Source organism: Rhizobium sp. WYCCWR 11128 (genome assembly GCF_013416305.1).
Lineage (GTDB): Bacteria > Pseudomonadota > Alphaproteobacteria > Rhizobiales > Rhizobiaceae > Rhizobium > Rhizobium indicum.
The window spans coordinates 753,367-767,761 of the sequence record NZ_JACCEZ010000002.1 but is presented as its reverse complement, the minus strand read 5'-3'; the positions used below and the strand labels follow the sequence as shown (position 1 = coordinate 767,761).

General features: G+C 61.8%; 11 protein-coding genes. 6 read left to right on the top strand and 5 right to left on the bottom strand.

Going from position 1 to position 14,395, the window contains the following annotated elements:
• Positions 1-89: 89 nt before the first annotated feature.
• Entirely contained in the window at positions 90-326 is a 237-nt protein-coding gene (locus tag HX898_RS11435) for a hypothetical protein (protein ID WP_180194694.1), read from the top strand.
• On the opposite strand, the gene HX898_RS11430 is transcribed toward HX898_RS11435, so the two are convergent.
• The 4 genes from HX898_RS11430 to HX898_RS11415 all read right to left on the bottom strand — a co-directional run bounded on the left by HX898_RS11430 (position 299) and on the right by HX898_RS11415 (position 6,738).
• Complete coding sequence (locus tag HX898_RS11430; RefSeq protein ID WP_180194693.1) at positions 299-2,146, bottom strand: methyl-accepting chemotaxis protein; 1,848 nt, start codon at positions 2,144-2,146, stop codon at positions 299-301. The genes HX898_RS11435 and HX898_RS11430 overlap by 28 nt on opposite strands.
• Positions 2,147-2,389: 243 nt before the next feature.
• Complete coding sequence (locus tag HX898_RS11425; RefSeq protein ID WP_180194692.1) at positions 2,390-4,921, bottom strand: HAMP domain-containing methyl-accepting chemotaxis protein; 2,532 nt, start codon at positions 4,919-4,921, stop codon at positions 2,390-2,392.
• A gap of 312 nt (positions 4,922-5,233) precedes the next feature.
• Entirely contained in the window at positions 5,234-5,377 is a 144-nt protein-coding gene (locus HX898_RS11420) for a hypothetical protein (protein ID WP_012756101.1), read from the bottom strand.
• Between the two features lie 140 nt (positions 5,378-5,517).
• The gene (locus tag HX898_RS11415) at positions 5,518-6,738 is read right to left on the bottom strand and encodes an NAD(P)/FAD-dependent oxidoreductase (RefSeq protein ID WP_180194691.1); all 1,221 of its coding nucleotides are present in this window, start codon (positions 6,736-6,738) and stop codon (positions 5,518-5,520) included.
• A gap of 88 nt (positions 6,739-6,826) precedes the next feature.
• Here HX898_RS11415 and HX898_RS11410 point away from each other — a divergent pair, with 88 nt between their 5' ends.
• From HX898_RS11410 to edd, 5 genes are all read left to right on the top strand, one after another.
• Positions 6,827-8,263 (top strand): glutamine synthetase family protein, encoded by a 1,437-nt coding sequence (locus HX898_RS11410; RefSeq protein WP_033181612.1) that lies wholly within the window; start codon positions 6,827-6,829, stop codon positions 8,261-8,263.
• 10 nt (positions 8,264-8,273) lie between these two features.
• On the top strand, positions 8,274-9,572 hold the full coding sequence (locus HX898_RS11405) for an FAD-binding oxidoreductase (protein ID WP_180194690.1): 1,299 nt from the start codon (positions 8,274-8,276) through the stop codon (positions 9,570-9,572).
• Between the two features lie 134 nt (positions 9,573-9,706).
• A complete protein-coding gene (zwf, locus tag HX898_RS11400) occupies positions 9,707-11,182 on the top strand; it encodes a glucose-6-phosphate dehydrogenase (RefSeq protein ID WP_033181610.1) in 1,476 nt (491 codons plus the stop codon).
• A gap of 10 nt (positions 11,183-11,192) precedes the next feature.
• Positions 11,193-11,891 carry a 6-phosphogluconolactonase gene (gene pgl, locus HX898_RS11395; protein WP_180194689.1) on the top strand — a complete coding sequence of 233 codons (699 nt, stop codon included), beginning with the start codon at positions 11,193-11,195 and terminating at the stop codon, positions 11,889-11,891.
• A 77-nt stretch (positions 11,892-11,968) separates the two neighbouring features.
• The gene (gene edd, locus HX898_RS11390) at positions 11,969-13,792 is read left to right on the top strand and encodes a phosphogluconate dehydratase (RefSeq protein ID WP_180194688.1); all 1,824 of its coding nucleotides are present in this window, start codon (positions 11,969-11,971) and stop codon (positions 13,790-13,792) included.
• Positions 13,793-13,870: 78 nt separating this feature from the next.
• Here edd and HX898_RS11385 read toward each other — a convergent pair whose 3' ends face one another.
• Entirely contained in the window at positions 13,871-14,224 is a 354-nt protein-coding gene (locus HX898_RS11385) for a hypothetical protein (RefSeq protein ID WP_003545591.1), read from the bottom strand.
• Positions 14,225-14,395: the final 171 nt, after the last annotated feature.

Below are 14,395 nucleotides of genomic sequence, written 5' to 3'. Positions count from 1 at the left end.
AATGAAAAACATAGCGGGATTTTTCCCGTTTATAAAGAGAAATTCGACGCCTAGATCAGGTGATGTCTTACACAGGAAAGGACATTGTCATGATCGACATGATCACCATCGCAGGCACTATCGGCTATCGGCACTATCCCCAGCGAAGCGGTTGCAAGGCGGAAGAGGACAGATTCTATGCCGAGTTCGGAAACAATCGCCTCATTGGCTTTATGGCCTGGCTGACGTCGCTCGACCTCAATCTAGGAAGGCGCCGCAAGGGCGCGGCGCAATCCCTTAGCGGCTGCGGCTGCGCAGTTCAGGCGACTCTTCTTGCTCCGAGATGAGCCGGTGCCGATTCTGCAACGATGCGGAACCGCTCGATCAGCGCCATCAGCGTATCGGCTTCGCCGGCAAGCAGGCGGCTTGCCTGCGTCGTCTCGGCGACCATCGCCGCGTTCTTCTGGGTCATCTGGTCCATGGCGTTGACCGAACCGTTGACCTCCTGCAGCGCGGCCGACTGATCGCGGCTGGCGGTGGCGATAGTCTCGACATGGCCGCTGATCGCGATGATCTCCTGGCTGATCGAGGCAAGGACACTGCCGGTCTTCTGGACCAGTTCGGACCCTGCCGTCACCTCGCGGCTCGATGTCTCGATGAGCGACTTGATCTCGCGCGCCGCATCGGCCGAGCGCTGGGCGAGTTCGCGGACTTCCTGGGCGACGACGGCAAAACCCTTGCCCGCCTCGCCGGCCCGCGCCGCCTCGATGCCGGCATTGAGCGCCAGAAGATTGGTCTGGAAGGCGATGTCGTCGATCACCTCGATGATCTGCTCGATACGCTGCGAAGCCTGCTCGATGCGATCCATGGCGGCGACGGCATCGCCGACGACGGCGCCGGAATTGTCGGCCGTCTTCTTGGTCGCAGCCACGACATTGTTGGCTTCACGGGCACGCTCGGCGGAAGAACGAACCGTCACGGTGATCTCTTCCACCGCGGCCGCGGTCTCCTCGAGGTTGGCCGCCTGCGCCTCGGTGCGTTTCGAAAGCTCGCCGGCAGAGGCGGAGACGGCGCCGCTGTTGCGCTGGATCGTCGAGGCACTGTCACGGATACCGGACAGCGTATCCTGGAGCCGCAAGAGGGAAGCGTTGAAATCAACGCGCAGTTGCTCCAGCCGGCCGACGAAAGGCGTGCCGATCGTCTGCGAGACATCGCCCTGCGACAGGCGTCCGAGGCCGGCGGCAAGCTGGTTGACGGCAAAGTCGATCTGGCCGTCGAGCGAGCGCTTGTCGGCGTCGTTCCTGGCGCGCTCGGCATCGCTCAATTCGCGCTGTTCGGCAGCCTGGGTTTCCAGGTCGCGTCTTGCGCGGGCACTGTCGCGGAAAAGCGCCAAGGCCCGGCCGATGTCGCCGAACTCGTTCCTCTTTTCGACACACGGGATCGCCCCTTCGAGATCACCCGCGGAAATCGAGTGGACGCTGGTCGTCAGCGCCTGCAAAGGCTTCACCGACAGGCGGATCGCATAGAAGGCGAGAACGCCGACGATCAACATGACGATGGCGCCGACGCCGAGAACCAGCATCTGCAGTTCATACATGCGCTGGTAATAGAGCTCCATCGGAATGCCGATGAAGAGAATGCCGACATTGGCGTTCGAGGCATTCTTGATGGGGAAATAACCGGTCATGAACTTGCGGCCGAAAAGCTCCGCCGGACCGTAATAAGCCTCTCCCTTGGCCAGAACCGGCTGGGCCGGGTGCTCGGCGACCAGCTTGGTGCCGACGGCGCGGTCGCCGTTTTCCTTCTTGACGTTGGTAGAGATGCGGACGTAGTCGCTGCCCTGCTTTTGAAAGATGGTCGCAACACCGGCGATCGATTGCGCCGTGCGGTCGACCAGCGAATGGTCGGCAAGGGTGGGAATAGCGTCTTCCGTGACAGTGGAGAGCTGATTGTCCTTCAGCTCGATCTTTGCAGCCTGATCGGCCGCGCCGTAGAGGACGGCCATCGCGCGGGTGGCATCCCTGGCGTCGGAGACAGCCCCGTCCATGACATGATGGCTCAGATTGTAATAGGTCACACCGACGATAGCGGCCGTGCTGATTGCCAGCAGAAACAGCGTGATCGCAACGATCTGGCGTACGATCGACGTAGAGAAAAGGCGCAGCATTAAGACCCCCGGGAGATAGACCAAGGTTAAATTAGACTAAAAGCGTTAAGGAAGATTCTCCGTAAATCATGACCACCGGAGATATTCATCGCCTCATTCCCGGGCGTTTTACGATTATCCCGGCCTGATAGACTGCCCGGCATTCGACCTCTCAAATCTTCTCAGTCGCAGCCTATTTTTGCAGAAATAGGAACGGCCCCGGAAAGTCCGGGGCCGTTCGAATGAAGTCGGGTCGGTCGATGATCAGGCGGCGCGGTAGACCGGCGCACCGGTGGCTTCGCCGTCGATCTTGAACTGCTGGATGAGCCTGCGCAGAGAATCGGCCTCGTCGGCCAGTTCGCGGCTGGCGGCAGTCGTCTCCTCCACCATGGCAGCGTTCTGCTGGGTCATCTGATCCATCTGGTTGACCGTCGCGTTGACGCTCTGCAGCGCGTTGGACTGGTCGTGGCTGGCGCGGGCGATCATCTCGACATGCTGGCTGATCGTGACGATCTGGGCGCTGATCTTGGCGAGCACCGTGCCGGTCTCCTGCACGAATTGCGAGCCGGAATTGACCTCGTTGGTCGACTTGTTGATCAACCCCTTGATCTCCTGCGCCGCGGCGGCGGAGCGCTGGGCCAATTCGCGGACCTCCATCGCGACCACCGCAAAGCCCTTGCCGGCTTCACCGGCGCGCGCTGCCTCGATGCCGGCGTTGAGCGCCAGGAGGTTGGTCTGGAAGGCGATCTCGTCAATGACGCCGATGATCTGCTCGATCTGGCGCGAGGCACCTTCGATGCGGCTCATCGCGTCGATCGCATTGCTGACGACGACGGCGGAATCGTCGGCGCTGCGCTTGGCCTGGCGGACGATCTGGTCGGCATCCTTGGCGCGTTCGGCCGACGAACGGACCGTGACGGTGATCTGATCGACGGCGGCCGCGGTCTCTTCGAGCGAGGCAGCCTGCTGTTCGGTGCGCTTGGAGAGGTCCTCGGCCGACTGGGCCATCTGGTTGCCGTTGCCCTGGATCAGTTCGACATTGTCGCGGATCTGGCTCATCGTCGCCTGCAGGCGCATCATCGAACCGTTGAAATCCTGGCGCAGCTGTTCGAGACGACCGATGAAGGGCGTTTCGATCGTCGTCGAGATATCGCCCTGAGACATGCGTTCGAGGCCGGCGGCAAGCGCATTGACCGCGAATTCGATCTGACGATCCATCTCGCGCTTTTCGGCGTCGTTGCGCTGGCGCTCGTGTTCGGCGGCGGCGCGTTCCTCGTCGCTCTGCTCCTCGATGCGGATCTTGGAGATGGCGTTTTCCTTGAAGATGCCGAGCGCGCGGGCCATGTCGCCGATTTCATCGTGGCGCTGCTCGCCGGAGATGCTGGTATCCAGCGCCCCTTCGGCGATGCGGCGCATGGCGCCGGTGATATGGCTGATCGGGCGCTGCAGCGTCAGCACCAGGGCAATGCCGCCGAGGATCGACAGAAGGATGCCGAGACCGGTGGTCATGACGGAGATGCTGTTTGCCTGGGTGCGCTCGGTACCGGCCGTCTGCTTCTGCAGCTCGGCGAAATCGGTGAGCTTTTTCCAGATCTGGTCGAGTTCCTGGCGCGCCGCGGCATAGGCGGTGACGCGCTCGCCGATCGTGTCGACGATCTTCGAGCCGCCGCCGGAGATGATGTCAAGCGCCGGCTGGATCGCGCCGGATATGCCTTCGGCAAAGCCCATGCCCTTGGCGCTGGTGACCAGCACCTGCATGTCCTTGCCGAGCGTGCCGGCCTGCTGCTGCAGGCGCACGAGATTTTCCTTGCTGGAATCGGCGAGAAAGTCGGAAAGAACGATCTGAAGCGAATAGACGGAATTTTCGAGACGCCTCGTATCCTGCAGGACCGAGTTGGCCTGGGCAATCCGGCCGTCGAGCGCGGCGAATTCCTGGGTCGCGTCACGCATCTTCTGCGTTGCGGTCAGCTGCGTATAGGTCGAGGTCTGGCGGAAGCGCGAAATCAGACGGCCGAGTTCGGTGGCGGTCTCGTCGGTCGGATTGGGCGTCTGGACGATCGCCTTGATGCCGTCGATGGTCGCAGCCAGCGCGTCGATGACGTTCTTCTGATTGCTCGGAACCGAGATCGCGATCAGACGCTGCGATTTGATGATCTCCGGCATCTGTTCGTTGATGAAGGCGATCTTGTCCTGCGGTGTCTGCGGCTTGCTGAAGCCGCTGGCGACGGTGCCGAGGAAATCCCCGCCCTTCAGCAGGCGGTCGGCTGTGCGAAGAGTGCTGGTGGCGGCGCTCTCGTCGCTCTGGACGGTGCTCTGCAACTGCTCGGCCTGGTAGGACACGGTGAAGCGGGTGCTGATCACGCTCTTCTGGGCTGCGTCGATCTGCTCATGCAATGCCTGTTCCTGCTCGTGCAGGGCCCAGAGCTTGTCGACGACGCCCGAAATTTCCTTGGTGCGGCGCGATGCTTCCGCAAGGCTGTCGCGACCGGCGGCCTCGTCACCGACCTGGCTCAGCGTCTGGTCGAGCACGCCTTGCTGGGTCTTCAGATCCGCAATCAGCTTATCGCGCGCCTGCTGGCTGGTGACGCGCAGGAAATCGTCCATCGAGCCATAGAGATCCTTGAAGCCGCTCAGCGACTGCAGCACGCTGTTGGATATTTCCATCCGGCCCTGCAGAAGTCCCGAAGCGTAGAGGCCGGTCAGGCCCACCGCCGAAATGGTGACGACGAAAGGCAGAACGAAGATCAGAACCTTGGTCTTGATCCTGAAGCGGGAAAGAATCTTGTCAATCAACATGGCGTTCCGGGCCTTTCATACACCACTCCTCCCGCAGGCGGCCACATGGCGCCAGCCGGGTGCACATCGAGCTGTTCTTATTTTACATTGGGGAACCCGGAGGCCAGGCGGCAGTCATTGCCAGTTCACGTCCAAACAACTTGGAGATGCCCAAATATTCGCGAGCAATTGTGTCAGATTAGATATTAATTTTCGGATAAGCGGTTATGGCGGGTTAAGCCAAGGCAGTGAAATAGTTGCAAATTATGGGCCGCGACGCCGCGGTGCGACAATGAACACGCCGCAACGTTCGTTCCAGATCTGCGGACAGGATCAGATGAAGTGTGAGAGCAGCAGCGCGAGGCTGGCGGCGGTGGCGCCGGCTGCAAGCATCAGATAGCGCAGGGCGACCATCCGGGCGTTCGGCTTTGCCTCGGCAATTGCGATGGCGCGGGCGCGTCGTGCGTTTCTGTTCATGGCGAAACCTCACTTCTCTCTGACACAACAACAATCCAACAAATCGGCTTGCCGGTAAAGCTTAATTTAGGAACGACCTTACAAACCGCCAATTGAGACAGGATGGCGCACCTCTATTAAGAAGTCTTGAATCGGCTTTTCTAGGCCCATTCGCCCGCGGCAAATCCGGAGGCCCAGGCCCACTGAAAATTATAGCCGCCGAGCCAGCCTGTGACGTCGACGCATTCGCCGATGAAATAAAGGCCGGGAACGGCTTTTGCTTCCATGCTGCGGGAATCGAGCGCTGCCGTGTCGATGCCGCCGAGCGTCACTTCGGCGGTGCGGTAGCCCTCCGAGCCGGACGGTTTGACCGCCCAGTTCTGGACGCCGGCGGCAAGACGCAGCAGCGCCTTGTCGGGCAGGTCGGCCATGTTGCCGGAGATCTTTTCGCGCTCGACGAGAAATTGTGCCAGCCGCTTCGGCAGGATATCGCCGAGTGCGGTCTGCGGCGACTGACGGCCATTGAGCTGTTTTGCCGTCTTCAGATGGGCGGCAATGTCGATATCCGGTTCGATCGAGACCACGACCTCGTCGCCCTCGCGCCAATAAGAAGAGATCTGCAGGATGGCGGGGCCGCTCAGCCCGCGATGGGTAAAAAGCAGCGCCTCGCGGAAGGCGGTCCTGCCGTGGCGGATTTCGGCCGGGGCGGCGATGCCGGCGAGCGGCGCGATGCTTTCCAGCAGGCCGGGATCGAGCGTCAACGGCACGAGGCCGGGTCGGGTTTCGAGCACAGCCAAACCGAACTGCTCGGCGAGGCGATAGGCAAAGCCGGTGGCGCCCATCTTCGGGATCGACTTGCCGCCGGTGGCGACGATCAGCGACGATGCTTCACAGCGACCTTCGCTCGTCGATACCCGGAAGCCGGATTCGGTCTTTTCGACGCCTGATATCTCGGTGCCAAGATGCAGCAATGCACCGGCCATGCGCATCTCCGCCAGCAGCATGCGGATGATGTCTTTGGCGCTATCGTCGCAGAAAAGCTGGCCCAGCGTCTTTTCGTGCCAGGCGATGCCGTGGCCGTCGACCATGGCGATGAAATCGGCGGGCGTGAAACGGGCAAGCGCCGACTTGCAGAAATGCGGGTTGGCGGAGAGGAAATTCTTCGGTCCGGCATGGATATTGGTGAAATTGCATCGGCCGCCGCCTGATATGCGGATCTTCTCGCCAGGCGCCCTGGCATGGTCGAGGATGACGACCGAGCGGCCGCGTTTTCCGGCACGGATGGCCGCCATCATGCCCGCCGCTCCGGCGCCGATGACGATAACGTCGCTTTTGCGCTGCAAACCCGTTTCCCCGATCAAACCCGCGTCTTCTTTTTCCATCAAAGGGCGAAAGTCAACGTTTGCCACCCCTCGCCAATTGGCAAAGTCTGGTTATGATGGCGCCACGATCAACGCAAACCGGTGTGTCATGTCCCCAAAAAAGACGACGCTGAAGCCTGCCAGAAACGTACCCGCCTCGAAGAAAACTCCCCCGGAGCCCGGATCCCTGCGCGGCGTTGCGAACTGGAAGGAAGCAGCGCGGTGGCTCAGGGACAGGGGCATCGAAGACATCGAATGCATCACGCCGGACCTTGCCGGCGTTGCGCGCGGCAAGATGATGCCGAGCTCGAAATTCACCTCGAACACTTCGCTGGCACTGCCGTCGGCGATCTACCGGCACACGATTTCGGGCGAATATCCCGACGAAACGGAAAGCTTTCGCTACGAACCGCGCGACAGCGACCTGAAGCTGATGCCCGACCTTTCGACGCTTTCCGTCGTGCCCTGGGAAACCGACCCGACGGCGCAGGTGATCTGCGACATCGTCGATTCGGACGGCGGAGAAGTGCCCTATACGCCGCGCAACGTGCTGAAGCGGATCATGAGCCTCTATCATGAGCGCGGCTGGAAACCGATCGTGGCGCCCGAGATCGAATTCTACCTCGTCGCCAAGAACGACGATCCCGACTATCCGCTGCACCCGCCGAAAGGCCGGTCCGGCCGCTCGATCCTCGGCGGCCAGGGCTATTCGATCGCCGGCATCAACGAGTTCGACGAGCTGATCGACGACGTCTATCATTTCTCGGAGAAGCAGGGGCTGGAGATCGATACGCTGATCCATGAAGAGGGACCGGCGCAGCTCGAGATCAACCTGCGCCACGGCAATCCGATCGAGCTTGCCGACCAAGTGTTCCTGTTCAAGCGGACGATCCGCGAGGCGGCGCTGAAACACGACATCTACGCGACCTTCATGGCCAAGCCGATGCAGGGCCAGCCGGGCTCGGCGATGCATATCCACCAATCGGTGGTCGATATCGAGACCGGCAAGAACATCTTCTCCAATGCCGATGGCTCGGCTTCGAAGGAATTCTTCCATTTCATCGGCGGCATGCAGAAATTCGTGCCGAGCGCGATGGCGATGCTGGCGCCCTATGTGAATTCCTACCGCCGCCTGCAGCCCGATATGTCCTGCCCGGTCAACAATGCCTGGGGTTACGACAACCGGACGACCGCCTTCCGTGTCCCGGTCTCCGATCCACAGGCGCGGCGCGTGGAAAACCGGCTGCCGAGCTCGGACGCCAACCCCTATCTCGCGCTCGCCGCTTCGCTCGCCTCCGGCCTGCTCGGCATCATGAAGCAGATCGAGCCGACGGCGCCGACCGAGGATTCGGCCAATGAGGGTTCGATCGACCTGCCGCGCGGCCTGCTGGAAGCCGTGGCTCTGCTCGAGGACGAACCCGCTTTCGAGGAGATATTCGGCAAGCAGTTCATCGGCCTTTATGCCGGCGTCAAGCGCGGCGAGTTCGAAACCTTCATGCAGGTGATCAGCCCCTGGGAGCGGGAATTCCTTCTGCTCAACGTGTGAGGGAAGCATCATGGCATCGCAGGAGACGTGGCAGAGCCCGATCGCGCCCGGGCTGTCCTGGTATCAGGCAACCGTCGGGGAGCGCCCCACCTACCCCGCTCTCGACGGCTCGAGAACATCAGACGTCGCCATAATCGGCGGCGGCTATACCGGCCTGCAGGCCGCCTATAATCTTGCCAAATCAGGCGTTTCGGTGGTCCTGATCGAGGCCTGCCGCTTCGGCGACGGGGCGTCCGGGCGCAATGGCGGCCAACTCGGCACCGGTCAGCGATGGTGGCCGGAAGAACTCGAGGAGAAGATCGGCTATGAACGCTCGAAGGCGCTGTTCGATCTTGCCGAAGCGGCCAAGCGCCATCTCATCGATTTCGCCCGCGAGCATCAGATCGAGATCGACTATGTGCCCGGCCAGCTCAACGTCGCACACAAGGCGAGCTACAAACGCGACTATTACGAAAATGCCGAAATCGCCGCCTTACGCTACGGCTATCCGCATCTAAGCTTCATGGACGAGAAGGAAACGCAGGAGAGGCTCGGTTCGAAGCGTTTCCATTGCGGCGTGCGCGATGTCGGCACCGGCCACATTCATCCGCTGAAACTGCTGGTCGGGCTGGCGCGGGTCGCTGCCAATGCCGGTGCTGAAATCTTCGAGATGACCAAAGCAACGGTGATCCGCCAAAGCGGCGGCAAGGTGACGATCGAAACCGAAAGGGGGACGATCACCGCTGAGCGCGCTCTGATCGCCTGCAACGGCCATATCGGCGACCTCGAACCGGTGACGGCGAGCCATGTGATGCCGATCCGCTCCTTCATTGGCGCGACTGCCCCACTCGACGGCCATCCCGATATACTGCCAGGCGGCGAGGCCGTGGCCGATTCGCGCTTCGTCGTGCGCTACTTCCGCAAATTCGGCGACGGCCGCCTGCTGTTCGGCGGGCGCGAGGCCTATACCTCGGACAATCCGCGCGACATTTCAGAGCACATCCGCCGGCAGATCGCCGAGATCTATCCCGACCTGAAGGACATCGAGATCACCCATGCCTGGGGCGGCAGCGTCGGCATCACCTTGCCGCGGCAGCCCTTCGTGCGCGAGGTCATGCCCGGCGTCATCTCGATCGGCGGTTATTCCGGCCATGGCGTCATGCTGTCAAACTACTGTGGCAAGCTCTATGCGGAAACGGTGCTTGGAAAATCTGGCGATCTCGACCTCTTCACATCGCTTGATATTCCAGCCTTTCCCGGTGGCGCCCGCATGCGGGCGCCGTTGCTTTTCCTCGCCTTGTCGTGGTTTGCACTTCGCGACAAGTTTTAGTCCGATTGCGGATTTCCTCTTCCGGAAATTCGCTCTAAAACCAGTTCCTGAGAGATTCATTGCACTGCACACTGGCTTTTTTAAATCGATTAGATTAAAAGGGCCGCCAACCAGCCTGATTGAGAGACAAGCTCATGAGCAGCCAAATCATTCCCGTTGAGCCCTTTGATTACGTCGTTTTCGGCGGCAGCGGCGACCTTGCAGAACGCAAGCTTCTGCCCGCCCTGTATCATCGCCAGATCGAAGGCCAGTTCAGCGAACCGACCCGCGTGATCGGCGCCTCGCGCAGCCCGTTGACGCACGAGGAATACCGCAAATTCGCCAAGGACGCGCTGAACGAGCACCTGAAGAAGGGTGAATATGACGAGGCGGAGGTAGAGAAATTCTGTGCCCGCCTCTACTACGTCTCGGTCGACGCCCGCACGGATGCCGGCTGGGATCAGCTGAAGAAGCTGCTCGACGAAGGCAAGGATCGCGTGCGCGCCTTCTACCTCGCCGTCGCTCCGGGCATCTTCGGCGATATCTCGCAGAAGATCCACGACCACAAGCTGATCACCAAGTCGACCCGCATCGTCGTCGAGAAGCCGATCGGCCGCGACCTCGCCTCGGCGCTGCAGCTTAACGACACGATCGGCCGCGCCTTCAAGGAAGAGCAGATCTTCCGCATCGACCACTATCTCGGCAAGGAGACGGTGCAGAACCTGATGGCGCTGCGTTTTGCCAACGCACTCTACGAGCCGCTGTGGAACGCCAATTACATCGACCACGTGCAGATCACCGTGGCTGAATCGGTCGGCCTCGAAGGCCGCGCCGGCTATTACGACACGGCGGGCGCATTGCGCGACATGGTGCAGAACCACATCCTGCAGCTGCTCTGCCTGACGGCGATGGAAGTACCCTCGTCGATGGATTCGGAAGCCGTGCGTGACGAGAAGCTGAAGGTGCTGCGCGCGCTGAAGCCGCTCAATGCCTCCAACGTCGAGCAGGCGACGGTCCGCGGCCAGTATCGCGCCGGCGCATCGGGCACCGGCCCGGTCAAGGGTTACCTCGAAGAGCTCGAAGGCGGCGTGTCGAACACCGAGACCTTCGTCGCCATCAAGGCCGAGATCAACAACTGGCGCTGGGCCGGCGTTCCCTTCTATATAAGAACCGGCAAGCGCCTGACCGGGCGCATGTCCGAGATCGTCATCACCTTCAAGCCAATCCCGCACGCAATCTTCGACCAGGCGGCCGGACGCATCAACGCCAACCAGCTGATCATCCGCCTGCAGCCGGATGAGGGCGTCAAGCAGTCGCTGATGATCAAGGATCCGGGTCCAGGCGGCATGCGCCTGCGCAACGTCTCGCTCGACATGAGCTTCGCCCAGGCCTTCAACGTCCGCAATCCCGACGCCTACGAGCGCCTGCTGATGGACGTGATCCGTTCCAACCAGACGCTGTTCATGCGCCGCGACGAAGTCGAAGCCGCATGGAAATGGGTGGATCCGATCCTCAAGGGTTGGGAAACGACCGGCCAGCAAGTGCAGGGCTATACGGCCGGCACCTGGGGGCCGAGCCAGGCCATCGCGCTGATCGAGCGTGACGGCCGCACCTGGCATGACGAAATCTAGGACGAAATCGATGGTATCGACCCTGCATTCCTTCGCCAGCGCCGCAGACCTCGCAGGCAGCCTCGCCGACAAGGTCGCGGAAACGCTTTCGGCGGCGATTGCCGCCCGCGGAACGGCGTCCATCGCCGTTTCCGGCGGCTCCACGCCGAAGATCTTCTTCCAGGCGCTTTCGACGCGCGACATCGCCTGGGACAAGGTGACGATCACGCTTGTCGACGAACGTTTCGTGCCGGCCGACAATCCGCGCTCGAACCATCTGCTGGTCGATGCCAATCTGCTGCAGAACAAGGCAAAAGCGGCACGCTTCCTGCCGCTCTATCAGGACGCTGCCTCCGCGGAGGAGGCGGCAAGGCTCGCAACCGAGAAGACCAGGGCGATCAGTTCACCCTTCGACATCGTCATCCTCGGCATGGGTGGCGATGGACACACCGCCTCGTTCTTTCCCGGCGGCAGCAATCTTGCCAAGGCGATCGATGCATCGACGCCGCGCGGCATCATCACCATGGAAGCGGAAGGAGCCGGCGAGCCGCGCCTGACCTTCACCTTCTCCAGTCTTCAGGATGCCGCACTCCTGGTTCTCCATATTGAGGGCGAAGGCAAAAAAGACGTTCTCGCCAAGGCGGAAGGCAGCGGTGACGAGGCAGAAATGCCGATCCGCGCCGTTCTGCGCCGGGCCACTTCCCCGGTCGAGATCTACTGGGCTCCCTGATCCGCCGTCATCCCGACCGAGATTCAGGCCAGAGCCGCCGAAACAGATAGAGACAACGAACAAGGCAGGGATTTTCCATGTCCGCTCATGCACGCATTTCTGCGATCACCGATCGCATCGTCGAACGCTCGAAACCAACCCGCGAGCGCTACCTGGAACGCCTGCGCGCCGCCGCCTCGCAGGGTGTCGCGCGCTCGGTACTTGGCTGCGCCAACCTTGCCCATGGCTTTGCGGTCTGTTCCCCCGCCGACAAGGATGCGCTCGCCGGCGACCGCATCCCCAATCTCGGCATCATCACCGCCTATAACGACATGCTCTCGGCCCACCAGCCGTTCGAGACCTATCCGGCGATCATCCGCGAGGCGGCAGCCGAAGCAGGCGGCGTGGCACAGGTGGCCGGCGGCGTGCCGGCGATGTGCGACGGCGTCACCCAGGGACAGCCGGGCATGGAGCTCTCGCTGTTCTCGCGCGACCTGATCGCCATGTCGGCGGGTGTCGGCCTGTCGCACAACATGTTCGATGCCGCCCTCTTCCTCGGCGTCTGCGACAAGATCGTGCCCGGCCTGGTGATCGCAGCCCTGTCCTTCGGACACCTACCGTCGATCTTCGTTCCGGCCGGTCCGATGACGACAGGCCTGCCGAACGACGAGAAGTCGCGCGTGCGCCAGCTCTTCGCCGAGGGCAAGGTCGGACGCGCCGAGCTGCTGGAGGCGGAATCGAAATCCTATCACGGCCCCGGCACCTGCACCTTCTACGGCACCGCCAATTCCAACCAGATGCTGATGGAGATCATGGGCTTCCACATGCCCGGCTCGTCCTTCATCAATCCCGGCACGCCGCTGCGCGAAGCGCTGACACGCGAAGCCGCCAAGCGGGCGTTGGCGATCACCGCGCTCGGCAACGAATTCACGCCGGCAGGCGAGATGATCGACGAGCGCTCGGTCGTCAACGGTGTCGTCGGCCTGCATGCGACCGGCGGCTCGACCAATCATACGCTGCACCTCGTCGCCATGGCGCGGGCAGCCGGCATCCACCTCACCTGGCAGGACATTGCCGAGCTTTCGGAAATCGTACCGCTGCTTGCCCGCGTCTATCCGAACGGGCTTGCCGACGTGAACCATTTCCAGGCGGCCGGCGGCATGGGTTTCCTCATCAAGGAACTCTTGAAACACGGCCTGGTGCATGACGACGTGCGCACCGTCTTCGGCCAGGGTCTCCAAGCCTATACGGTCGATGCCCGACTCGGTGAAAACGGCGCCGTCCTGCGCGAGCCGTCGCCGGAAAAAAGCGTCGATCCCAAAGTGCTTTCCAGCATCGAAACGCCGTTCCAGGCGAATGGCGGACTGAAGATGCTGCGCGGCAATCTCGGCAAGGCGGTCATCAAAATCTCCGCCGTCAAGCCCGAGCGCCACATCATCGAGGCCCCGGCAATCATCTTTCACAGCCAGCAGGAGCTGCAGGACGCTTTCAAGGAAGGTAAGCTCAACCGCGATTTCATCGCCGTCGTGCGCTTCCAGGGCCCGAAGGCGAACGGCATGCCGGAACTGCACAAGCTGACGCCGCCGCTCGGCGTGCTGCAGGATCGCGGCTTCCGCGTAGCGCTGCTCACCGACGGGCGCATGTCCGGCGCATCCGGCAAGGTGCCGGCCGCGATCCACGTCACGCCGGAAGCGGTCGACGGCGGTCCGATCGCCCGCATCCGCGAGGGCGACATCATTCGCCTCGACGCGATCAAGGGCACGCTCGAGCTGCTCGTCGATGCAGCGGATTTGGCCGAGCGCGAACCTGTCGTCGTCGATCTCTCCGACAATGAATTCGGCATGGGCCGCGAGCTCTTCGCGCCGTTCCGCCGCGCCGTTGGAGCTTCGGATCAGGGCGCGAGCGTACTCTTCCACCACTGAGCATCGCTCGGACAAACAAAAACCCGCGGGGCGCATGCAGCACCCTGCGGGTTTTCGATACCAGTCCGATGGTATCCGTCAGGCTCGAATATCGAGAACGTAGTCGCGGTGCGCCGGATGGGTGCTGTAGACGAAGATCTTGTTCAACTCCTTCTGCGTCAGCAGGCGCAGGAAGCGAACTTCCACTGTGTTGTTGGCGTTGACCTTCATCAGCAGGCAGCCGACCTTGGTGATGCGGGCATCCGGAATATCCAGATAGAACTGCTTCGGCAGGCTGAACTGGGTCAGGATCGCGAGCGTCGCGCTGCTCATCGAAATCCGGACAATATCGCAACGGCGCGAAGCCGCGTGCATGACGCCCTTTTCCGTATATTCGATGCGCGCGGCGTTCATGGTGTCCTCCATTTTGAACCGCGCCTCGCGGTCATACATGAAGGATTCTTCCTTGCTCAGGAAATGAGATTTTGGCTGTGACGGATTGGAAGCGGCCACCTGCTTATCCCCCTCATAAATTGACAGGGAAAAGGTAGCAGCCGATCTTTAACAGAAAGTGAGAATTCGGCCCGCCCCGCACAATTCTTAGGACTATCACCCCAAAAATGG